Here is a 25,001-nt window from a genome sequence, read left to right on the forward strand (position 1 = left end):
CATGAAAAAGTATCACGTATATTTAATATTAAGTATCATTTTTTTAACGAGCTGTTCTAAGTCTCAAAGTATTGAAGGACGTTTAGTGGAAACGTTAAAAACAGATTGGAAATTTACGAAGGGCGATGTTGAAAAAGCTGAAACATTAAACTTTGATGATGCCAATTGGGAAACCGTGCGAGTACCGCACGATTGGGCAATTTATGGCCCTTTTGATAAAAAAAATGATGCACAAGGCGTTAAAGTACATGCCGATGGTGAAAAAAAGAAAAAACTAAGATTAGGTAGAACGGCAGGTTTGCCACACATTGGTATTGGCTGGTACCGCAAAACCTTTAAAACTCCAGATAACATAAAAGATAAAAAACTTTTTGTGGAGTTTGATGGTGCTATGAGTCATGCTCAAGTATACGTTAATGGCGAATTTGTTGGAGAGTGGCCTTACGGATATTCCTCATTTCATTTTGATATTTCCAGGTTTATAACCAAAGGCGAAAACACTTTGGCAGTTCGGTTAGAAAACAAAGAACAAAGTTCGCGCTGGTATCCTGGTGCTGGAATCTATAGAAATGTACGTTTGGTATATACAGATAAAGCACATGTAAAACATTGGGGAACATACATTACAACACCAAAAGTTACTAACGCAAATGCAGAGGTACATATTAAAACTTCCGTTTTAGGACAAGGAGATTTAACGCTGCTAACTGAAATTTATAATTCTAAAAATGAATTAATAACGAAACATAAGATGACTCAAATTGTTTCAGGTGAATCAGAAATAGCCCAAACATTCAAAATTGACAATCCAGACATGTGGTCTATTGAAACACCATTAAACTACAAAGTGCTTTCAAAAGTTATAAAAAATGAAAAAGAGGTAGATGTTTACAAATCTACTTTCGGTATTAGAAATTTTGAATTTACTATTGAAGATGGTTTTCATTTAAATGGAAAACGCGTTCAAATTCAAGGGGTTTGTATGCATCACGATTTAGGTCCTCTAGGTACAGCAATAAATGTTTCTGCATTAAAAAGACAACTAGATATTTTAAAAGGCATGGGTTGTAATGCCATTAGAACATCACATAACTCGCCAGCACCAGAACTTTTAAAATTGTGTGATGAAATGGGTTTCATTGTTATGGATGAAGCTTTTGATGAATGGAAAAAAGGGAAAAACAAAAATGGCTACATGCACCTTTGGGATGAGTGGGCTGAAAAAGATTTAGTGTCTTTAATTCACAGAGATCGCAATCATCCTTCCATTTTTATGTGGAGTGTTGGTAACGAAATTCTAGAACAATTTACAGATGAAGGTTGGGAAAAGGCTAAATTCTTGGTTGATATCGCACATCGAGAGGATAGTACAAGACCTGTTACTATAGGGATGAATAAAGAGGCGCCAGCAGAAAATAATTTTGCTGCACAATTTGATGTAAAAGGTTGGAACTATCACACGCATTTATATCCATGGTTAAAAGAAAAACATCCAGACTGGAAATTTATTGCAAGTGAAACTCAATCTACAGTCGCAAGTCGAGGGTATTTCGATTTAGATACTAAGCCAACAAAACATTATAGAAGAGACAATATGCAATGTTCAGATTATGCATTAGATTATTGCAATTGGTCCAACACACCCGATGTTGGTTTTGCCATGTTAGATGATAACCCGCATGTTGCAGGAGAGTTTGTATGGACAGGTTTTGATTATTTAGGAGAACCATCTCCTTATAATATAGAATGGCCAACCAAAAATTCATATTTCGGTATTGTAGATTTAGCAGGATTTCCTAAAAGCATGTATTATATGTACAAAGCTCGTTGGACGGATGAAGATGTGCTTCATATTTTACCACATTGGAATTGGGATGCAAACGAAGTTAAAACGTTGCCAGTACATGTGTTTACCAATTTTGATTCTGCGGAATTATTTGTAAACGGAAAAAGCCAAGGGATAAGAACTAAAAACCCTAAAGAAGTATATGAGCGTTATCGTTTAGTTTGGAATGATGTGCCTTATGAAGCTGGAGAAGTAAAAGTTATTGCTTTAAATGCCAACGGAAAACCAGCCATGGAGAATAGTATAAAAACAGCTTTGGAACCTTTTAATATAAAACTTACTAATAACTATTCTGAAATTAAAGCAGATGGAGAAAGCTTAACCTTTGTTGAAGTAGATATTATTGATAAAGATGGTAATTTTTGTCCTTTAGCAGATTCAAATATAACGTTCACAGTTGAAGGTGAGGGTGTATTTGAAGCTTCAGGAAATGGAAACTCAACAGATATAACATCATTTCAAAGTAATCAAAGAAAAGCGTTCAACGGTAAATGTTTGGCTATTATTCGTTCCACAGGAAAACCAGGAAAGATTGTTGTAAAAGCGTCTTCCGAAGGATTAAAAAGTTCTGAAATTGAAATTGACGTGGTGGAATAGAAATAGTGATTAAAGCTCTAGAATCATCAAACCCAGTACTTCATTAATCAAACTAAATATTAAAAAAACATTCATGAATTATCAAAAATTAGTAAAACTTGTCTTTTTAACATTAGTTGTATTTGTTGGTTGTAAAGAAAATAAAAAACTAACCGAAAACATTTCAGAAGAAGAAAATCCAACTCAACCAAATATTGTAATCATTTATGGAGATGATGTGGGTTATGGAGATGTAGGTGCTTATGGTTCTAAAATGATACCTACACCAAATATTGATAAATTAGCATCTCAAGGATTGCGTTTTACAGATGGACACTGTTCAGCTTCAACCTGTACGCCATCAAGATATTCAATGCTTACAGGTATTTATGGTTTTAGAAATGGCGTAAATATTTTACCACCCAACGCACCATTAGCAATTCCTACGGATATTTTAACGCTTCCAAAAATGTTGAAAAAAGCAGGATATGCCACAGGAGTTATAGGTAAATGGCATTTAGGTATTGGAGAGAAAGGTGTGGATGTAAATTGGAATGGAGATGTAAAACCAGGACCTTTAGAAATAGGTTTTGATAGTTCTTTTTTATTGCCATCAACAAACGATAGAGTGCCTTGTGTGTATTTAGATAATCACAAAGTGGTTAACTTAGATCCTAATGACCCCATATACGTCAGTAGAAAGTTAGTAAATGTGCAAGGAAAAAATAACACGCAATATCCTGATGCTAAAACGAATCCAGAGGCTATGACCGTTTATAAAAGTACACACGGACATGATAATAGTGTTATCGGTGGTATTGGTCGAATTGGTTACATGTCTGGAGGAAAAAAAGCGCTTTGGGATGATGAAACCATTACAGATGTTTTTGTAGAACAAACCAAAGATTTTATAGCTAATAATAAAGAAAAACCATTCTTTTTATATTATGCAGCACAAGATATTCATGTACCACGAAGACCGCATCCTCGTTTTAAAGGCGCAACAGAATTAGGGTATAGAGGTGATGCTATGGTTCAGTTTGATTGGGCTACCGGAGAAATAATGAAAACACTTGAAGAACATGGATTAACAGAAAATACAATCGTTATTTTTTCAAGTGATAATGGACCAGTATATGATGATGGCTATGATGATGGCACAACTATTGAACAATCTTATGGAGAAGTTGACAGAGGTCACGATGCTTCTGGTATCTATACAGGTGGAAAATATCAAATTTTTGAAGGTGGTACACGAGTTCCTTTTATTGTTAGATGGCCTAAAAAAATCAAACCTGGAATATCTGATGCTTTGGTAAATCAAATAGATTTAATAGCATCTTTTGGTGAATTACTAGATGTTAATATTTCTGAGAATGAAGCTCCAGATAGTCAGAATAACTTGAAAGCATTATTAGGAGAAGATGCAAAAGGTTTGCCTTATATGTTGGAAGAAACCAGACATCAAAGAGCTATTAGAGTTGGAGAGTGGAAATATATTATTGGTAAAAACAGAAAAGAGAAAAACTCAACTGGAAAGCCACAGCTTTATAATTTGAGCAAAGACCCAAGTGAGCAAGATAATATTATTGATGAAAATCCAGAAAAGGCTAAATCTCTAGATCTGCAACTTCAACAGATTTTGAAATCATAAATTAAGAAGGATAAAGTAAACGAATTTTATAATGTAGCATCAGATTAAATCAAAGAAATGAAACGTAGAAACTTTTTCAAAACAGGAGCAAAAGGCGCCTTGGCAGCAAGTTTATTGCCATTATCGGGTAGTATAGCTGCCCAAAATTTAGAAACTGGTGAAAGTAAATTAATTCATTTCAATGATCCAAAAGGTTCAAAAAAAACAGATCCCAAAAGAAGAAAAACGTTGAGTTTTGATGTTGCTGTTACTGGTGCAGGTATGGCAGGTATTTCGGCCGCTGTTTCGGCTGCTAGAAATGGCTCTAAAGTTGTTTTAGTTCAAGATAGACCAGTTTTAGGAGGTAATGCCTCTAGTGAAATGCGTGTAACCGTTAATGGTGTTCAAAGTTTAAAGAACAAGCATAAAATAGAACGAGAAACTGGTATTATAGAAGAATTACTAATAGAAAATTGGCATTATAATCCGCAAGCATCTTATCATGTTTGGGATCATGTGCTGTATAATTATGTGGTTAGAGAAAAAAACATAACCCTTTTAATGAATACAGCTGCTATGGATGTAAACATGGATGGCAATACCATAAAATCTGTAGTGTGTTGGCAATTAACTACAGAAACTGAATTTACTTTACAAGCTAATATGTTTTGTGATTGTTCTGGAGATGGTTTGGTAGCTGCAACTGCAGGTGCAGAATTTAGAATGGGTCGTGAAGGAAAATCTGAGTTTGATGAATCGTTTGCACCCGATGAACCTGATGGTTGGGTAATGGGAGATTGCATTATGTTGACAACCAAAAAAATGGATAAACCTGTGCCGTTTTATCCTCCAGAATATGCTATTCCTTTTGATGGAAAAGAAGCAGAAAGAACGGGGCATAGAAAAATAAAACAAGTAAAAGATGGCTTTTGGTGGGTGGAAATTGGAAGCAATGTTGATATCATTGGAGAACGCGATGCTATTAGGCATAAGTTAATGGCATATCTCTATGGTGTTTGGGATTATGTAAAAAATTCGGGTCATCATCCAGAGGCGGATAATGTGGTTTTAGATTGGATTGGCTCTATTCCTGGAAGAAGAGAATCTCGTCGTTTTATGGGTGATTTTATTTTAACTCAAAATGATATGCTGGGGCTTCGTCATTTTGATGATGCCGTAGCATTTGGTGGTTGGAGTTTAGATGAACATAATCCTGGAGGAATTGAAGATTTAAGTCAACCAGCAAGCTTTTTCCATTCTAGATTTGATAATATATACGAAGTGCCATTCCGTTGTCTTTATTCTAAAGATGTTTCCAATTTATTGTTTGCAGGACGTAACGTAAGCGTATCGCATATGGCATTATCTTCAACAAGAATTATAGGCACTTGTGCTATGATGGGGCAAGCGGTAGGAACAGCTGCAGCTATGTGTTCACAAAAAGGGGTGAATCCAAGAGGTTTATATAAAAATCATATCAATGAATTACAGGAACAATTATTAAGAGACGATTCTTATTTTCCTAATCGTCCAGCTAATGATCCGAATGATAAAGCTAAAAAAGCAAGTTTAATATTCGCCTCTTCAACATTATCTGGCGATGTAAAAAACCTTGTAGACGGTGTGTCTCGTGATGAGGTAGATAAAATACACCATTGGCAATCTGATGGTTTGAATGCTGAGTTGCAATTGGAATGGGAGAAAACGCAAAATTTAACAAGTGTTGAAATAAAGTTTGATACCAATCTTCAACGTAAAATCAACATGCATAAACAACCTAAAAAGCATTTAACACAACCGATGGAAATTCCAAAAGAGTTGATTAAGAATTTTAGTGTTGAAGCCAGAGTAAAGGGTAATTGGGTGAAAATTGGGGATATACAGAATAACCTTTCTCGATTAGTAAAAGTTAAATTTGATGAAATTAAAACAACTGCGGTTCGTGTTAAGTTAAATGATACTTATGGTGAGCCAAATGTAAAAATGTTTGAGATTCGTTGTTATTAATAAGTATGAACCTCTATAAAGTTTTTTTTCTGTCTGTCTATTTTCTTTTGTGTTATAACACAAAGGATGGGCAGGTTTCAAATTATACTGAAATAAAGCATGAAATTAATTTATATCATCCAAGCAAAGGAGAAGAAAATCTTGAGCCACAAATACTCGTAGAAATGCGAAATAAAAACGGGTTTCCTGAAGTATATTATATGAATGTGGAATCTGTAATTTGTTATGAACAGGTATGTAAAATTGTATCCGTTAAACTTTTTTGGAATAGTATTGGTCAATTTCAAAAGTATGAATTAGAGGATGGTGTTACTTTAGAAAAATATGAAGCCGATGTATTTGATACTAAAGACTATATTAAATTACAGTCTATTTTAGCCAATTCAAAATCGCCATTCAAAGATGTTGAACCTAACGAGATTATAACAATTTTAGACGGATCTGATAATGATGTAGATGCGGTTTCGGGAGCAACAGCAATTCAATTAGATGAAAAAGATACCGTACCTGGTGCTGCCTTATGTTGTTACACCTTATGGCATTATGCCAATGGCGACATTATATCAATTATTCGTGAAAAAACGAAAGCTTCTTGCAAGTTAAAAAAGTTAAATACATTTTTAGATGATGGTAATGATGACTATAAGTTATTTAGTTTAGAGACTTTATTATCAAAGCAAATATATAGTGACACCTTGCTTTCATCAGTAGTGACTCAAACAACTGATAATAACGTTTTATTAAGACCAGCTATTGAATATATTGAAGGTGCTTCTGAAAAAGCGTATGCTAATGCCTTAAAAGAACTCTTTTATTCAGGAAGCCAAAATCAAAAAATAGCCAGCCTAAGTTCATTACTAAATACCAAAAAGACTATTACAAAAGCGTACTTAGATGATTTAAGTAAATATTTACCTAAATCAAATTCATACCAAGAAGTCTCCTTGCTTTTGAGACTCATGGAAAATAAGAATCCAGATTCTCAAGAAGTCATAAAACACGCATTGCCAATGCTTAACAATGAGTTTTTAATTGCAAGACGTATCTATTGGTTTTTAAAAGATCAAAAACTCGATAAAAAACAAGAACGTCTTGTGAAAAAGTTCTATAAGAACAACAAAAATAGACTGTAACCAACTTAACAAGTATTAATTATGATTATTTTTTTAATTTCTATTGCGATTCTAGTAGTTAGTTATTTTGTTTATGGAAATTATATAGAAAGAAGGTTTGGCGCAGATAAAAACCCTGAAATGCCAGCAATATATTTATTTAAACCAAAAGCCAATTTATTAGTCCAAATATTATATAACACTTAATTTAAAACAGTATGATAAAATCGATAAGTATAATAACAAGTTTGCTATTAACGTTTAGTTGTTTAGCTCAAAAAAAACCTAATTTAATAATAATTCATACTGATGAACACAACTTTAGAACTTTAAGTTGTTATCAAAATTTATTATCCGAAGATCAAGCTTTTATCTGGGGTAAAGGAAACAATGTTAACACCCCAAACATCGATAAAATAGCCAATGAAGGTGCAATTTGCACAAGTTACTACGCTTCCTCTCCAGTTTGTACACCATCAAGAGCATCTTTAGTTACTGGTTTATATCCACAAGCTACTGGCGCTCCAAAAAACGGATTGCACATTAGTGAAGATATTCCAACATTTGCTACCATTTTAAGAGATCAAGGTTATGCCACGTCTTATGTAGGTAAATGGCATTTAGCTGGTCATGAAAAATATACGTTCGGAATTAAATATAAAGCTGGATTTGATGATAATAGATATATGATGCGCGGTGGTCATGCACCCTATTTTCATATTAAAGACGGTAAAGTAGTTGATGGTCTTGGAGATAAAGCAGCCGCTAAACTACCAAAAGAAGAAGTCATTACCCAAACAGATTATTTTACGGATAAAACACTTGATATTTTAGAGCGTGATAAGAATAAACCATTTGCTTTAATGTTGTCTATTCCAGATCCTCATACGCCAGATTATGCACGACCACCTTACAGAACAATGTATGATGATATGGAAGTTCAAGCTCCTAAAACCATGGCAGCAGAATATACAGCCATCAAACCATCATGGGCAAAAGGAGGTCCAAAAGATAAAAATGAAGGGAAAGGATTTGATAAAGTAGCTTTAAAACAATACTTCGGACAAGTAAAACATATTGATGACAGCGTTGGACGTATTTTAACTTTTTTAGATGATAATAATTTAACTGATAATACAATTATAATCTTCACTTCAGATCATGGTGATATGTTCTTTGAGCATAACAGAAGAAACAAAGGCGTGCCTTATGAAGCCTCATCAAGAATACCATTTGTAATTCGCTATCCTAATAAAATAAAACAAGGAAAAATCATAAATACAGCTTACACTAATGTAGATTTTGCTCCAACTATTTTAAGTATTATGGATGTTAATACAAATGCCAAATTTCATGGTTTAGATACTTCAAAAGATTTTGTGAACAAAACCAAAGAATTAACTTCAGATAGAATTACGTATTTCGCCAAATCTGGCGGTTGGTGGGTTTCTGCAGTAAATAATAGATACAAACTTGTTATAGATAAAAGTGAGAAACCTTATTTATTCGACCTAAAAAAAGATCCAGATGAGTTGATTAATTTCTATTATGATGAAGATTACAAAGCTATAGCGAAAATGCTTCAAACGGAATTATTTAGACAGCTTGTAAAGTATGATGAGCCTGGATTAAAAAATAAAAAACCTTACGTAACTCAATAGAGCTAATAATATAAAAAAAACACTTATGAAAAATACCTTATATCTTTTCGTTACAATAGTATTTTCAACGTTAATTGGTGCTCAAACACTAGAAGATGTAGCTGAAACCAAAATAACTTCTCTTGGTAAATTGATAAAGAAGGCTGAAAAAAAAAGTATTGATGTTTTAAAAGAAAAAACAACCATTCGAACAGCTGAACTTTTTTTAAAATTTGCCAAATGGGATGAAAAGCATATTGAAGAAAACACCGTGTCGTTTAAGTTAGTTGATTCTTATGAACAGGAAGCCTCAAAAATGGCTGAGGAATTGGCTAATTTCGAAAGAAAAGATGTTATTCTTATGCTTGATGAAGCCATAGCTGATTTAAAATCACTCATTGATGGTAAAACATTCAGAAAAACCAGTCCAAATGTAGATTGGACAAAAGTTAAAGTAGAAGACGATCAATTAACATTTAATAATCGCCCTGTATTTTTGGCAGATTATACTTGGAAGCCAAATACCAAAGCGTATAATGAATTTCACGGTAATCTAGATGGGTTTTTTCTAACACCTACACAGGTTACAAAAGAAGATGGTAGTATTAACCCAAGAGTAGTAAGTGAGTTAAACGACAAGCCTGATGGTTCTTTAGGATTCATTTTTATGAATCATAAAAACGTACCGAATTGGGCTGAGGAAAATTATGGTCCAAATTTTAAAATGCGTGAAGATACTTATACGGCTTATGATATTGATAATCCTGGAGCAAGAGAACTTCAAAAGAAATTATTGAGTTATGTTGTGCCTAAAGTAGCAGGAAAAAATTATTCAAAGCTTGGTTATATGTTATGTAACGAACCTCATTTTTACACTTATTATGATAGCAGAAAGAAAAAATTACCTTGGGCATCTGGTTCCGTTTCTCAATTTACCATTACAAAATTCAAAGATTGGTTAGAAAAAAAGCATAAAAACATTGCAACTCTAAATGGTTTATGGAATTCAAATTTTAAAAATTTCAGCGAAGTTTCCATTGAAATCCCCATTGATATTAGCTTAAAAGGTACTCCTAAATGGTTTGATTGGGCATCTTTCAACATGGATAGAGTTACAGACTGGTATACTTTTTTAAAATCTGAAATTAAAAAACATGATACTGAAGCTAAAGTACACCTCAAAATTATGCCAAATTTATGGACAGATAATAAACGAAATCATGGTATAGATTTGGAGGCGCTAACTAGCATGAGTGATATTGTTGGTAACGACTCAGGAGCAGCTCATAAACGTATTTGGGGAAAACCTCATAGCTGGGAAAAAAATTATGCTTTTGAATGGCGCGAATTATGTATGGGATTTGATTTCATGAAATCGGTTAGTCCTGAAAAAATAAATTTCAATTCAGAATTGCATTATTTATCTACAGTTCGGTCAAGAGATTTGTATTTAGATCCCAATTATGCTAAAGCTACATTTTGGTTGGCTCATAGTTATGGAATGACGGCAAGTCAAATATGGTATTGGCCTCGAAATGCAGACGGTTCAGTATCAAAGAAAGCAAAAAATGATAAAGGTTATGCGGGCTCAAACAACCAGCAACCTCGCGTGACTAATACGGTAGCAACCACATTGATTGATCTAAATACCTATTCAGAGGAAATCATGGCAATGCAAAGACAAAGAAAACCATTACGTGTTTTTTATTCAAAAACGTCTGCTATAAATAAAGATCGGCATATGGATGATCTTTTTAAACTGTATGAAGCATTACATTTTGAAGGCACACCTCTTGGTTTTGTTACAAAAGATATTATAAATAAGCAAGAGAATACGAATTGGGATGTTGTTTTAATTCATGATACACCTTTTGTTACAGATGTGGAACTGCAAGCTATTCAATCGTATATAAACAAGGGTGGAACTGTTATTGTTGATGCTAATAGTTTACTAAAAAATGAATATAACGGGGTTTTACCGAAATTAAATAGTGATGGAGGAATGTTAATTCAAGCTGCTTCAATTTTAGATATGAAAAACAAGGCATTAACCATTTTAAAGAATGAAAATTTACTGCCAGACATTAAAGTTGAAGAAACCAATAGCATAGGTAAGAAAGGGTGTATTTGGAAAGTGGTTAAAAATGAATATGGGAATCATGTACTATCTGTAGTTAATGTTGGTAAATCTGATGCTTCGTTACATATTACTTTAAGGGGAAGCTCGAATATTAAGTGTAAAGATTTACTAAAAGGAATTTTTGTAGATAAAAATCCAACATTAAAACCCAACGAAGTTTTCTTTGTAGAAGTAACAAAATCAGAATAATATCATTTCGATTTTTTTGCACATAATCATGTTTTCAATTGAAGATATTCATATTTTTATGTGTTATGGTTAAGAGGTGTATCTAGCAATTAATAACTATCAAGTACATTGTTTTTACTTGTAGCTACAATTTCTTAACCAGTCAACACTAATTTTATCAATAATAAACAGTCATAATGATTAAAATAAACAATCTCTTTTCGAAAATCTTTATAGTATTAATTCTAGCTTGTTTCTCTGCCTCATGCAACAGCAAATCGCAGACTAAAAAGCCTAATATTCTTTGGGTTATTGCCGAAGATCTTTCGCCTTTCATGGGGTGTTATGGCGATTCTATCAATCAGGGACACACACCAGTAATAGATAAATTAGCCTCAAATGGCGTGCTTTTCACAAGAGCCTATGCAACTGCTCCAGTTTGTTCTGCAAGTCGTTCAGCACTAATATCTGGCATTATGCAAACCACTACTGGAACTCATAATCACAGATCAAATAGATTTACAAATGATGAAATTGTGCCTGAAGCATTAAGAATTTCATTTCCAGAAGATGTAAAAACCATACCTGAATTAATGAAAGAAGCAGGTTATTTTACCTTTAATAGTGGAAAAGACGATTATAATTTTCATTACGACAGAAGAGCACTTTACGATGTTGGAACCGAAGAGGGTTATAAAGCAGGTATGAACGGTTGGCAAGGTAATTTTGCCATCGATTATATGACTGTAGATAATTATGTATGGAATGCCAGAAAAGATAAAAATCAACCTTGGTTTGGTCAAGTACAAATTATGGGTGGAAAAAAAGATTCTAAATACGTTCGTGAAGGTGAAAAGTTAGAAACGAACGATGTACCATTACCTCCATATTTTCCGAACATTCCATCGCAGCGAAAAGCTTGGACAGATCATTATAATGCAAATCGTGGATCCGATGTTACCGTAGAAAAGATATTAAAGCAACTGGAAGCTGATGGTGAGTTAGAAAACACCATCATATTTTTCTTTTCAGATCATGGAAGCAATACGTCTTTGCGTCATAAACAATTTTGTTATGAAGGTGGTATGTTAGTGCCACTCATTGTAAAAGGAAATCATTCAGTTTTAAATTCAGGATCAGTTAGAAATGATTTAGTATCCTTACTAGATGTTTCTGCCTCAACATTGGCATTAGGTGGTGTTAATTTACCCGATTATTTAGATGGACAAGATTTATTTTCAAAAACATACGAAGAACCAAAATACGTTGTAGGTGCAAGAGATAGATGTGATTACACTATTGATAGAATTAGAACAGTTGTTTCTAAAGATTACAGATACATTAGAAATTTTTTCCCAGACAGACCAATGCTTCAAGCAGGTTATAGAGATAATAAACCAATTGTTAAAGATTTTAAGAGGTTGCATAAAGAAGGTAAGTTAACTCCTTATCAAGACAAGCATTGGTTTGGAATTCGTCCTGAAGAAGAATTATATGACTTAAAAGCAGATCCTCATCAAATGAATAATTTGGCGTCAAATCCAGAGTTCACATCAATTCTTAAAGAACATAGAAATTATTTAGAAAATTGGATAAAGGAAACAGACGATAAAGGGCAATATCCTGAAGATTCAGCACAATTAAAAGCTACATATGATATGTGGAAAGATCGTCCACGTTTTAGAGATGCTAAAGTAAATCCAGAATATGATCAATTTAAAATAAAAGAGTAATTCAATAATATTGGAACACTATTTGAATTTATCATTTTAAATCTAAAAGCACATGATTAAATATTTGAGCTTCGTACTTATTGCATTAATTTCTTTTACGAGTAAATCACAAAATTTCTCTACAGATGGAAATGGCATTAGAAACAGTATTACTGCCAATGTAAAAGGGAAAACTGTTCTCTATTTATCAGAATTAGATGGAAGTGTTTCAGCCTATACAATGGAAGGCGAAAAATTATGGAGAAACGCGTCTACATTAAAAGCAGTTATGTTCGAAATAAATGCTATAGATGTAAATGGTGATAAAAAAGACGATTTATTAGCCGCAAGTGCGGATGGAAATATTTATTGTTGGAATCATAAAGGAGAACTTCTTTGGAAATTTAATCCAGGACATAAGGTTCGTTTTTCAGAAATTGCTGTTGTAAATAATGAAAAAATTCAAATTTTTGCAGGTGGAAATGATTACAAATTATACGAATTAAATGCTGAAGGACAATTAGTTTCAGAAACTGTAATTGAAGGTGTTGTTAGAAAAATTGAAGGAGGTAATTTCATTGATACAGATAAAAAATCACTCTTTTTAATGACTTATAATCATGATAAATTTCGTTGGGAATTTATGGGTTTTCTAGATGCTGAAAGCAAAGAAGTAATTAAAGATGTGTCTATTAATGATAAAAGGCTAAAAGAATTAAGAAAAGCAATGGTTACTGATATTACTATTTCTGATATCAACAACGATAAAAAAGACGATATTTTGTTTTTTGCAGATATTTCTTTTACACCTTTTATGGCTGCTTTGGATTCAGATTTTAATGTATTAGGCAAGTTTAACGCCACAAAAAAAGAAGCACAACGTTATGGACACTCACAAGGAACATTTTTAACAAATAGAAATGAAATTATGTTCCAACATGGTGGAATATTATTTGTATTGGATTCAAAAGGAAAATTGATTGATAAATCAGGATCAAAATATGGAAATATGGTTCATAGTGATTTTGCTTATGATTCAAAATCCAATCAATTAATTGCAGCTGGTGAAGTTGATGGTGGAAACGCTTTATATTTTTATGATGTAAGCAAAAACAATTGGTGGAAAACAACTCATAAAAAGCAAGGTAGAATGCTTGAAGTAGAACAAAACTTGAATACGTTGTATGAGCAAACTCTTAATTTCACTCCTCCAAGTTATCAAAAGAAATCCGATAAGGATTGGGTGATGATAACTTCGAAAAAAATCGATTCAAAGGTTGAAAAACTGAATGGACAAGATATTAAATTCGTCATTCAAAAATCGCCAAAAGAAAGTACAGATCGTTCACATATAGTTGCTAAAATTGGAGATATTGCTCTAAAAAAAGATAAGCGAGGTAAATATCAAGATTCTAGAGAAGACATTGTGCAAATGGCTAGAAATTACGAAGCTCAAGGTCAACCGTTTACTTTTTGGGCTGGACATGGTAACGACCCATTTTATATTCAAATTGAAACATTAGAACAAATATTAGAAGTCGCACCAAATACCTGCTACGGATTTGTATATGCAGAAATGGATAATGTTGAAGACCCAAGAGTTATTCACTATGTAAAAGAGTATTTACCTCGATTAGCGAAAGCCATCAGAAAAAACAATAAAGCAAAACTCTATTTCAGATATAAAAATATGTTTTGGGCTGCAACTTCGCATTTACCTTTATGGAAAGATATGTTTTTCTCTGGGAAATATAGTGATATTTTGGTTCCAGCATCCGAAGATACAAGTAATCGTATTCAAGATTTAAATTTAGCAGGACGAGTTGGAATGCATTCTGGAGGGTATGTAAATGATTTTGCTATACGCTTAATTGATGACAACCCAACAAGTTGGAGACCATTATCTCCTGGAGGACAAAATTCAATATCTCCTTATTTAAGACAAGGTGTTATTATGGCAGCTTATGGTGCGCGTTACGGAATTGTAGCAAACAACAATTTTACTGAAGAACCTGGACTAAATGTACTTTTTGCATTAATGAAATCAGGTCTTCTTCCTATTGTTGATAAAGAAGATATACTTTCAATTGGTTCATGGCATTTAATTGAAGATGTTGACGAACATTTAATTCATTCAGTAGATAACCATCATGATTTAAAACAATATAAAAAGGATGATGACCATGCTGTTCTTTCTGTAGGACAAATGCATTGGGCAGGAACTGATGTTCCTGAATACGACTATTCGAATGCCGCATTAGGTGTAAAATATCGTTGGTTAAACTATATGCCAGAAATGCCACATGGAATGGTTCCTGTTGCTCCAATTGAATCAAAATCCATGGTTAAAAAACAAGGTAAACCATATTTTGTTTCTAACGGAAAAGTAGGAATTAAAAACGAAGAAGAAATACCTGCCAATCGATTTGGAGAAACCATTAAAAATACGGTTAAAGAAGGCGAAAAAAGTTTGCCAATCATTGTGAAAGGTGCTTCTTGGAGTGTTATTAAATTAGATGAAAACCATTCAAGAATTATTTTGATAGATCCTAATTATATTAATCCTAGAGATTGTGAAACAACCATAATTTTTCAGAATAAAGAACCAAAATGGGTTAAAGATGTTTTAAATAATGAGGAACTAATTCTATCTGGCGAGTCAATCAAGCTAACAGTACCTGCAGGTTCATTGCGTTTTATTGATGTAGCGTACTAATTTTTAGGCAGTATCTCATAAACTGTGTAAGTTTTAAATCAAAAAGTTACTTTTTTTTCTTATTCCATTTTTTAGGAAGAGCAATAAATTCTACAAAAGTTACTTTTCAATCTATATCAGCATCTTTACGTTTAAAGATTTTAGCACCATCGATTGCATCTCCTTTTTTATTTTCTTTACCTTTATAAAAAGTAGTCATTTCATCAGCGCTTACAGAACCATTACTATCTGCATCTATTTTACTAAATTGTTTCTTTTTTCTTTCTTGGCATCATCTTGAGCATTCGTTTGAGTAAAAACACCTAAAGCAATAAGTAAAATACTTAATTTAATAATTTTCATCTCTTTTTTATTTAATAATTAATAACTCAAATTTCTACTTTTAAATATAGTCAAATGTACACGTGAGTTTATATTTTTTGCTTTCAGGTATGGTAAAGTAATTAGTGAGGTTTAATTGTTAAACTAATTACGCATAGAAACATTTATTAAACCAGTAAAGACAACTTAAGTATTTGCATCTATTATTTTTGATTTGTAAGTGTAAAATTCCTTTAAAAAAGGTAAAAGTTGCATAGAATAAGGTAAACTACTTTTGGATATTAAGAAAAACTCTTCCGATATTTAAAAAAGTTTAAATAAGATTTATGAAGAGTATAGGTTCTAAAAATAGTTTGTTGTTCCTTTTATTGCTAACATTAAATGCTTTCTCTCAAAACGATTGGGAAAACGAATTGATGTTCGAGCAAAACAAGTTGCGTTCAAGAGTACCAAGTTATTCCTATACAAATCATTCTGATGCTTTAGAAGGCAATAGAGAGAATTCTAGAGTCCAATCTTTAAACGGAACTTGGAAATTTAATTATGTTGAAAAATCTCAAAGCAGACCTAAAGATTTCATTCCAAACGATTTTAAAAGTGATGAAAATTGGAGCGATATTTCGGTTCCATCTAATTGGGAATTACAAGGTTTTGGGCAACCCATTTATTCTAATATCATTTATCCTTTTACACCAGATATTAAAAATGGAGGAAAAAGAAATTTCAATTATATGGGGCCACATCCACCTCAATTTCCATTTATAGAAAAATATAGAGATAATCCTGTTGGAAGCTATTATAGAGATTTTACAATTCCAAAAAATTGGAAAAATCAATCTGTAATTTTACATTTTGGAGGTGTGTCTTCCGCTTTTTATGTTTGGGTAAATGGTAAAAAAGTTGGCTATAGTCAAGGAAGTAGATTGGCTGCAGAATTTGATGTTACAGAACATTTACAAGAAGGAAAAAACAAAGTTGCAGTTCAAGTTTTTAGATGGAGTGATGGTAGTTATTTAGAAGATCAAGATATGTGGCGTTTAAGCGGAATTCACAGAGAAGTTCTTCTGTTGGCGCAACCAAAAATTTCTTTAAATGACTTTTTTATAAGAACAAAATTTGATGAAAAGTTAGAAAATGCCAAATTAGAAATTCGTCCTCATTTATGGATGAAAGGAGATGAAAACAACCTAAAAGATTGGAAAATTACTGCAGATTTATACGATGCTAATAATCAAAAAGTTCTAGAAAAACCAATGTCTTACAATATTGAAGATGTGTTTTTTGAAAGATGGCCACAAAGAGATATAACAAAATTTGCTTTTTTAGAAGCGAACATTAAAAATCCAAAAAAATGGTCTGTTGAAAACCCATATTTATATACCCTGGTTTTTGATGTTAAAGATGCATCAGGAAACATTGTAGAATCTCGTAGTCAAAAAGTTGGTTTTAGACAAGTTGGTTTTTCAGATGAAAATGAGTTGTTAATCAATGGAAAAGCAGTAAAAATTAAAGGTGTAAATCGTCATGATCATCATCCAATTAGAGGAAAAGCGTTGACAAGAAAAGATTTAGAAGACGATGTAAAGTTGTTAAAGAAATTCAATTTTAATGCAGTTAGAACTTCACATTATCCTAACGATCCCTATTTCTATGATTTATGTGATAAATACGGAATTTATGTAATGGATGAAGCAAACATAGAAACGCATCATTTAGGAAGTTATGCACCACAGCAACCAAGTTTAGCAATCCCTATTTTAAGTAGAGTAATGCGAATGATTGATAGAGATAAAAATCATCCATCTATCATTTCTTGGTCTTTGGGTAATGAAGCAGGAACAGGACCCGCTTTTGCAGCAGCTGCAAGTTGGGCTAAAGATTATGATGCTTCACGTTTTATTCATTATGAAGGAGCTCAAGGAAATCCAAATCATCCTGAATACAAAGAAGGAGAAGAAGGACAAAAAGTATTTAGAGGAAAAGCACACGCAAATCCTGATGACCCAAAATATGTAGATGTTTTAAGCAGAATGTATCCAGAGATGTATCAATTGGAAGCGATGTCTGAAAGTAAATATATAGACAGACCCATTATTATGTGTGAATATGCTCATGCAATGGGAAATTCTATTGGTGGTTTAGGTGAGTATTGGGATGTAATCAACTCTAAAAAGAATTTAATTGGTGGTTTTATTTGGGATATGATAGACCAAGGTTTAGTCAAAAAAGATAAAAATGGGAATGATTTTTATGCATACGGAGGCGATTTTGATGATTACCCAAATGATAAGAATTTTTGTATTAATGGCGTTTTTTCTTCGGATAGAAAACCAAATCCACACGCTTGGGAAGTAAAATATATTCATCAACCATTTAATTTTAAAGCGAATGTGAAGAGCGGAACAGTTTTAGCAATTAATCATTTAAATGAAACCAATTTAAATAACTATGATGTAAAATGGTCTGTTTCTGAAAACGGAAAAGAAATTCAATCTGGCGTTTTAGAAAATGTTGATGTAAAAGCAAAATCATCATCAGAAATAAATATTCCATATAAAAAGGTTCGTTTTAAAGATGAAAACGAATATTGGTTAAAAATTTCTGTTCACGAAAAACAAGAAACATTTTGGGCAGAAAAAGGTTTTGAAATTGCAAAAGATCAGATTTTATTAAAAGAGAAAACTGAATTAAATAATTTTAAAAAGAATAGCGATTCAGAGGCTTTAATTGTTGAAGTTGATAATAAAATTACTATTACAAGAAATGGTGTTACCATAAAAATATCTAAAGAAAACGGAAACTTAACTTCATTATCTACAAAAGGGAAAGAGCACATTTTATCACCGTTAAAGCCTAATTTTTTTAGACCACCAATCGATAACGATTTAAGAGGAGCAAGCAGTCGTGATTTTAGAAAATCAAGAGATTATTGGGAGTTATTAAATGAGAAATTAGAAATAAAATCTGTAAAGGTAATTTCAAAAAAGAAAAATGAAGCGATTATTTTAGTTGAAAAATTTCACAAAGACGAAGTGAAATTAAATATTCTATACACAGTTTTAAGTGATGGAAGTATTGTTGTTAAAATGGAAATGGATGCCAAAGAAAATTTACCAAGTTTGGTGAAATTCGGAATGACATTAGGCGTTTCAAAAGCACATCAAAACACAACATTTTATGGGAAAGGTCCTTGGGAAAATTATATTGATAGAAAAAGAGGAACAGAAGTAGATGAATTTACCTTTAAAACTGATGACTTATTTACCAATTATGTGTTTCCACAAGAAAACGGAAATCGCTCAGACGTAAGATGGTTACAACTATCGGGAACCGAAAAAAGTAGTTTTAAAATTGAAGGTTCGCCAACTTTTGGTTTTTCAATCTGGCCATATACAGCGGAAAATATTCAAACTGCAAAACATCCTTTCGATTTAGAAAAACAAGGTTTTTATACCTTGAATTTACATTTAATTCAAATGAGTGTAAATGGAACTTTATCTGAAACCTTACCCAAGTATGTAATTCCTTCAGGGAAATACAGCTTCGAATTTATACTAAATGCACAAAATTAGAACAATGAAAAAATTTGGAATTATACTTTTTACAGTCTTATATCTTGGGAGTTTAAATTCACAAGAAAAGGGAGTTATCAATAATGCAGATAGCAAATTTGTAAAGTTTAAAAGTGTTGATATAGGCGATTGCGTCTGGACAGATGGATTTTGGGCAGATAAGTTCGAAATTGCTGAAAACTCTATGATGCCATCTATGGGTAAATTGTTGGCAAGTGATACAGGACATGCTTTAAATAATTTTAAAATTGCCGCAGGCCTTAAAGAAGGGAAGCACCAAGGCATGTTCTGGCACGATGGAGATTTCTATAAATGGATGGAAGCTGCATTATATATTTATGCAATAAATAAAGATTCTAAAATTGTAAAAGAAATCGATGAATATATCGAGATTATTGGCAAAGCTCAATTAGAAAATGGGTATTTGCAAACACAAGTTTCTATTCCGGGTAAAAAACCTTTTTCAGAAAGAAAGCATCATGAAATGTATAATGCTGGTCATTTATACATAAGCGCCATTATTCATCATAGAATAACAGGTAAACGTAACTTTTTAGACATCGCCATTAAACACGCAAACAATTTATATAGTGTTTTTCAACCCCAACCAAAAGAATTAGCGCGTTTTGGCTTTAATCAGGTTCAAATTATGGGCTTGGTAGAATTGTATAGAACTACAAAAGATAAAAAATATTTAGAGCTCGCAGAAATTTTTGTGAATATGCGTGGTAAGTCTAAAGTAACCTCAGATGATTCAGTAAGATTTAGAAATATTGGTGATATGACGCAAGAAAGAACAGCTTTAAGAGATGAAGATGAAGCAGTTGGTCACGCTGTTTTAGCATTGTATTATTATGCTGGTGCTTCTGATATTTATGCAGAAACTGGTGAACAAGCTTTGATTGATGCATTAGATAGAATTTGGGGAAATATTGTAGACAAGAAAATGTTTATCACAGGAGCTTGTGGGCAAAAACACGATGGTGGTTCTTCTCAAAGAGATTTTGTACACGAAGCGTTTACGGTAGATTATGAAATGCACAACGCACATTCTTATAATGAAACCTGTGCAAACCTTTGTAATGCCATGTTTAATTATAGAATGTTAGGTGTTAAAGGCGAAGCAAAATATGCAGACGTAATAGAAACAGTAATGTACAATAGTGCATTATCTGGAATTGATATTGGAGGAACAAATTTTTTCTATACAAATCCTTTAAGAAGAGGTTTTGACCATAAAATGGGAGGAACAGATTATCCAAACAGAGTGCCGTATATTCCTTGTTTTTGTTGTCCGCCAAACTTAGTACGAACTATTGCAAAACTTTCAGCTTGGGCATATAGTTTAACAAAAAATGGAATTGCAGTTAATTTATATGGAGGAAATAAATTGGAAACAAATTTGTTGGATGAATCCAAAATTAAATTAGTTCAAAAAACAGATTATCCTTGGGATGGAGCAGTTTCTATTGAAGTATCAGAAAGTAAAAAAGAAGCTTTTGATATTATGCTACGCATTCCAGAATGGGCAAAAGGAAGTACAGTTTCTGTAAACGGAAAAGAGGAAAAAGCAACAGCAGGAACTTATTTTACAATGAATAGAAAGTGGAAAAAAGGGGATATAATTTCTTTACATATGCCTATGAAACCAGAATTAGTGGTTGGACATAGAAACATTGAAGAAGTAAGAAATCAAGCAGCTATTAAAAGAGGTCCAGTTGTATATTGTATAGAAACACCAGATTTACCTAAAAACACCAATATTTTAGATGTATATATTCCTTCTGATATTGAATTGACTCCACAAAAAGAAGTTAACTTTTTAGGAGGTTTATCAACCTTAAAAGGAACAGTAATGTTAACTGAAGATAGAGGAGATAAAATGTATAAAACATTGGAAAAACCAACTTGGAAAACTTTTGATGCTACTTTTATACCTTATTATGCTTGGAGTAATAGAGGTGTTAGCGAAATGACGGTTTTTATGCCAGTACTTTGGAAATAAAACACAAAGAAGTTTTAAAAATGTTTAGAACCGAGTTAAAAAGAATAATTAAGTAATATGAAAAAGTCAATTTTAATTTCAAAAGCCATATTTTTTTTAGTAACATGTGTTTGCCTTGGTCAAAATCCAATAGATAGAGTTTTACCTGCTGATGATTATTTTTATAATCCAACAATAAACACAGTAAATCAAGCAACTTTCCCGAGTGGTTCTAGTTCAACATCAGCATTACAAACGTTAATTGATAATTTATCAAGTTCTGGTGGTGGTGTTTTAACAATTAATGCTGGGATCTATATATTAGAACAAATACATATGAAAACGGGTGTGCATATTCGTATTCATCCAGATGTTGTTTTTAAGTCTATTCCAAGAAACGCATTATTTAGAGCAGGTTATGATAATAATTTTGAAAATGTAAGCAATTGGAGTTTTCAAAGTACAAATGGAGAAAAATTTACTTTCGATTTTTCAGACCTACAACCTACTAAAGATATTAGAGCTTTTCAATTAGGAAACACAACCAATTTTAAATTGGCAGATTTTTTGGTTCTAGATAATTATACAAAGTTCAACGCAGTTTCTTCAGGAGCAGTAGGTAGTTCCCCTTCAAAATTTCCAACATTTGGAATTATTGAAAATCTTGATATAAAAAAAGCACATTATGGTTATGGTTTAACTCAAAACCAGGTTGCTCAAGATATTTTATTCAGAAACTTATCTGGAGAAGGAGGTGTTACTTTACGTTTGGAATCTGGATTTCAAGGGTTAGCCGATTTATATCTAACAGATCAAACACCAATTCTTAATAATATATACGCACGAAATATCTCTTGTTCAAACGGTGCTCATGCAGTTATGTTATCTCCTCACACAATTACTCAAGGAACAGTAGATGTAAGAGATGTTTCAGGCGTTAGTTGTGAAGCTGTGGTTTCTATTGGTTTTGGATTTTTATCAGAAAGTAAAGGGCAATCAGATTCAAATGGAAATGCAATAAATGGTCATAGTCCAGGCACTTTTTCTGAAGATTCTGTTATTGCTAATGTTATAGCCGCTTTTGGTACAGAAGCACAAGTTAGAGGGGCACGTTTAAGACACATCCCTTGTGCTTTAAGAGGGTATATAAGCATGACAAAAAACTTAGATGAAGAATCTTATGAAGCGCCATCTTTAGCACCTGTATATTATTTGGCTTTAGAAGATTACGTTTCATTAGGTAATCCAGAAGGGCGTTATCAAATAGTTTTAGATAATGTTAATCACACAGGTTTTTCTTCAGAAGTAAGATCAGATGGTTTAATTACTGATGGAGGAGAAAATGATTTTGAAGGTTGTGATATTGATGGATCTCCAATTTTTATTAAAGCAGAAGATAGAAATACGCCAAACCCATTACAAACTTCTACTACAGCAGTACCTTTGGGTTCTGAAGAGTATGAAGTAGCTTTAGAGCTTAAAATATTCCAAAATATTATTTCAAAGAACTTGATGGTAATCTCTAATACATCTGCTGAAATAAAAATATATAATGCTTTAGGAATGCTTATCAAGTCGTTCAATATTCAAGAAAAAACAACAGTTATAGATGTTTCTTTTTTGCCAACCAGCTTATATATAATTAATTATAAATCTGAAAACGCAAATATTTCTAAAAAAATAGTTCTCAATTATTAAAATTAGATGTCTAAAAAAATAGTTTTCTATTTCGTTCTCGCATTACCTTTTACCATAAATTGTGCGTAACATAAATAAATTCAAGAGCAAAAATCAACTCAAAAAGCTAATGTGCTATTCAATGTTCAAATTCATCAACAAATCATATTTACTTTTAGTTTTGCTTTTAGTGTCTTGTTCAGGATTAAAAACTAAAAGTGATTCAGATACTAAAAAGCCAAATATTGTTTTTTTACTTGTAGATGATTTGGGTTGGGGAGATTTTGGATGTTATGGCGCAAAATTTAATGAAACACCAAATATTGATAAATTGGCTAGTCAAGGCATGCTGTTTAGTAATGCTTATGCGTGTAGTACGGTTTGTTCGCCTTCGAGAGCTGCTTTGTTAACCGGAAGATATCCTGCTAGAACACATTTAACAGATTGGATTTCTGGTCATGATTTTCCGAACGCAAAGCTTTCTGTTCCTAAATGGAATATGAGAATTGAACATAACCGAACTACATTTCCTGAAGCTTTAAAAGCAGGAGGTTACAATACCTCTTTCTTCGGAAAATGGCATTTAATGCCAGAAAATCAAGATGATTTTGAACAACATTACCCCACAGACCACGGTTTTGATATTAATATTGGCGGCAATCAATGGGGAATGCCAAAAGGAAAGGGGAAATATTTCTCTCCTTTTGAAATGCCTAACCTTGATGATGGTAATCCTGGAGATTTCCTAACAGACAAGTTAACAGACGCGGCAATAACACACTTAGATACTATAAGTAAAGAAAAACCATTTTTATTATACTTTTCCTATTATACATTGCATGGCCCAATTATGTCTCCAAAGGATTTGGAAGAAAAATATAAAAAAAAAGCTTTTGGATTTGAAAATTTAAAGAACGAGTATCTCAATCCAAAAAGAGCAGGCATGGTTGAATCTTTGGATACAAGTGTTGGAAGAATTATCGAAAAATTAGATGAACTTGGAATATCAGATAATACAATTATTATTTTAACGGCAGATAACGGAGGGAATTTTGATAAAACTACTGGAGGACTTAAAGGCTATAAAGGATTTTCGCACGAAGGTGGCGTTAGAGAACCTTTCATTGTAAAATGGCCAGGAATCACTAAAGCAGGAGCTAAAAGCGATGAAGTCGTTATCGGGACAGATTTCTATCCAACAATCCTAGAAATGGCAAATTTGCCTTTAAAACCTGATGAACATTTAGATGGGTTAAGCATAGTGTCATTACTGAATGGAACTTCAGAAAGTTTAGAACGCGATGCGGTCTATTGGCATTATCCACATTATCACAGAACAAAACCTTATGGAGCTATTCGAAAAGGTGATTTTAAACTGATTGAGTTTTTTGAAGACGGCGCATTAGAATTATATGATTTGTCAATAGATCCAAATGAAACTCAAAATATTATTAAAGCCAATCTTGTATTAGGTGAAGAATTACTTTCAGAGTTGAAAAATTGGAGAGCTAATGTAGGAGCTCAAATGATGGATAAAAATTCTAATTATGATCCAATAAAAGCCGAAGAAAAGAGGAGAAAGAAACGGATGTAAGTTTGGGAAAGAATGCTTGAAGATTCCATTTGACGATAGTGATGTTACTTCTTAAAAAAGATTTAGAGATTATTAGATTGTTGTGAGGTCTGAAGATGTAAAGACGTGCGAATAATATTGAGCTGACAAAATCAGTAGATATGATAAATTTTTTACTCTCAAATACATTTTCTAAACTAAAGAGAACAAATATTTAGCAGTATCATTCAATATTTGTAAATATAAAATTAAATTTTATGATTGGTGTTATCAAAAACAGTTCCTTAGTTTTAACTATTTTGCTTCTCGTTGCATGTTCTTCAG

The 25,001-nt window shown here is 32.5% G+C and carries 12 protein-coding genes; all 12 read left to right on the plus strand.

Annotated elements, in window-relative coordinates; all coding sequences use genetic code 11:
* Position 1: 1 nt before the first annotated feature.
* The 12 genes from AAFN75_RS14030 (at position 2) to AAFN75_RS14085 (ending at position 24,698) form a co-directional block, all read left to right on the plus strand.
* On the plus strand, positions 2-2,443 hold the full coding sequence (locus AAFN75_RS14030) for a glycoside hydrolase family 2 TIM barrel-domain containing protein (RefSeq protein ID WP_411806922.1): 2,442 nt from the start codon (positions 2-4) through the stop codon (positions 2,441-2,443).
* A 73-nt stretch (positions 2,444-2,516) separates the two neighbouring features.
* Positions 2,517-4,076 (plus strand): sulfatase family protein, encoded by a 1,560-nt coding sequence (locus tag AAFN75_RS14035; protein ID WP_411806923.1) that lies wholly within the window; start codon positions 2,517-2,519, stop codon positions 4,074-4,076.
* 57 nt (positions 4,077-4,133) lie between these two features.
* Complete coding sequence (locus AAFN75_RS14040; RefSeq protein ID WP_411806924.1) at positions 4,134-6,062, plus strand: FAD-dependent oxidoreductase; 1,929 nt, start codon at positions 4,134-4,136, stop codon at positions 6,060-6,062.
* A 164-nt stretch (positions 6,063-6,226) separates the two neighbouring features.
* Positions 6,227-7,195 (plus strand): hypothetical protein, encoded by a 969-nt coding sequence (locus tag AAFN75_RS14045; RefSeq protein WP_411806925.1) that lies wholly within the window; start codon positions 6,227-6,229, stop codon positions 7,193-7,195.
* Positions 7,196-7,392: 197 nt separating this feature from the next.
* Positions 7,393-8,835 carry a sulfatase gene (locus AAFN75_RS14050; RefSeq protein WP_411806926.1) on the plus strand — a complete coding sequence of 481 codons (1,443 nt, stop codon included), beginning with the start codon at positions 7,393-7,395 and terminating at the stop codon, positions 8,833-8,835.
* 25 nt (positions 8,836-8,860) lie between these two features.
* Positions 8,861-11,143, plus strand: coding sequence for an alpha-amylase family protein (locus AAFN75_RS14055; protein ID WP_411806927.1), 2,283 nt, complete (start codon positions 8,861-8,863; stop codon positions 11,141-11,143).
* Between the two features lie 176 nt (positions 11,144-11,319).
* Entirely contained in the window at positions 11,320-12,855 is a 1,536-nt protein-coding gene (locus tag AAFN75_RS14060; protein WP_411806928.1) for a sulfatase, read from the plus strand.
* 52 nt (positions 12,856-12,907) lie between these two features.
* On the plus strand, positions 12,908-15,550 hold the full coding sequence (locus AAFN75_RS14065) for a hypothetical protein (protein WP_411806929.1): 2,643 nt from the start codon (positions 12,908-12,910) through the stop codon (positions 15,548-15,550).
* Positions 15,551-16,197: 647 nt separating this feature from the next.
* Positions 16,198-19,443: a glycoside hydrolase family 2 TIM barrel-domain containing protein gene (locus AAFN75_RS14070; RefSeq protein WP_411806930.1), complete on the plus strand. Its 3,246-nt coding sequence runs from the start codon at positions 16,198-16,200 to the stop codon at positions 19,441-19,443.
* 4 nt (positions 19,444-19,447) lie between these two features.
* Complete coding sequence (locus tag AAFN75_RS14075) at positions 19,448-21,448, plus strand: glycoside hydrolase family 127 protein (RefSeq protein WP_411806931.1); 2,001 nt, start codon at positions 19,448-19,450, stop codon at positions 21,446-21,448.
* 57 nt (positions 21,449-21,505) lie between these two features.
* Complete coding sequence (locus AAFN75_RS14080; protein ID WP_411806932.1) at positions 21,506-23,125, plus strand: T9SS type A sorting domain-containing protein; 1,620 nt, start codon at positions 21,506-21,508, stop codon at positions 23,123-23,125.
* A 121-nt stretch (positions 23,126-23,246) separates the two neighbouring features.
* On the plus strand, positions 23,247-24,698 hold the full coding sequence (locus AAFN75_RS14085) for a sulfatase (RefSeq protein ID WP_411806933.1): 1,452 nt from the start codon (positions 23,247-23,249) through the stop codon (positions 24,696-24,698).
* The last annotated feature ends 303 nt before the right edge of the window (positions 24,699-25,001 follow it).

Origin of the sequence: Algibacter sp. AS12, from assembly GCF_046736315.1 — a bacterium.
Classification (GTDB): domain Bacteria; phylum Bacteroidota; class Bacteroidia; order Flavobacteriales; family Flavobacteriaceae; genus Algibacter_B; species Algibacter_B amylolyticus.

What these genes read in the sequence shown, in the direction of transcription:
- AAFN75_RS14080 (WP_411806932.1), top strand. Translation starts at nt 21,506, where the DNA reads ATGAAAAAGTCAATTTTAATTTCAAAAGCCATATTTTTTTTAGTAACA.
- AAFN75_RS14040 (WP_411806924.1), top strand. Translation starts at nt 4,134, where the DNA reads ATGAAACGTAGAAACTTTTTCAAAACAGGAGCAAAAGGCGCCTTGGCA.
- AAFN75_RS14050 (WP_411806926.1), top strand. Translation starts at nt 7,393, where the DNA reads ATGATAAAATCGATAAGTATAATAACAAGTTTGCTATTAACGTTTAGT.
- AAFN75_RS14035 (WP_411806923.1), top strand. Translation starts at nt 2,517, where the DNA reads ATGAATTATCAAAAATTAGTAAAACTTGTCTTTTTAACATTAGTTGTA.
- AAFN75_RS14070 (WP_411806930.1), top strand. Translation starts at nt 16,198, where the DNA reads ATGAAGAGTATAGGTTCTAAAAATAGTTTGTTGTTCCTTTTATTGCTA.
- AAFN75_RS14085 (WP_411806933.1), top strand. Translation starts at nt 23,247, where the DNA reads ATGTTCAAATTCATCAACAAATCATATTTACTTTTAGTTTTGCTTTTA.
- AAFN75_RS14075 (WP_411806931.1), top strand. Translation starts at nt 19,448, where the DNA reads ATGAAAAAATTTGGAATTATACTTTTTACAGTCTTATATCTTGGGAGT.
- AAFN75_RS14055 (WP_411806927.1), top strand. Translation starts at nt 8,861, where the DNA reads ATGAAAAATACCTTATATCTTTTCGTTACAATAGTATTTTCAACGTTA.
- AAFN75_RS14060 (WP_411806928.1), top strand. Translation starts at nt 11,320, where the DNA reads ATGATTAAAATAAACAATCTCTTTTCGAAAATCTTTATAGTATTAATT.
- AAFN75_RS14065 (WP_411806929.1), top strand. Translation starts at nt 12,908, where the DNA reads ATGATTAAATATTTGAGCTTCGTACTTATTGCATTAATTTCTTTTACG.
- AAFN75_RS14030 (WP_411806922.1), top strand. Translation starts at nt 2, where the DNA reads ATGAAAAAGTATCACGTATATTTAATATTAAGTATCATTTTTTTAACG.
- AAFN75_RS14045 (WP_411806925.1), top strand. Translation starts at nt 6,227, where the DNA reads ATGCGAAATAAAAACGGGTTTCCTGAAGTATATTATATGAATGTGGAA.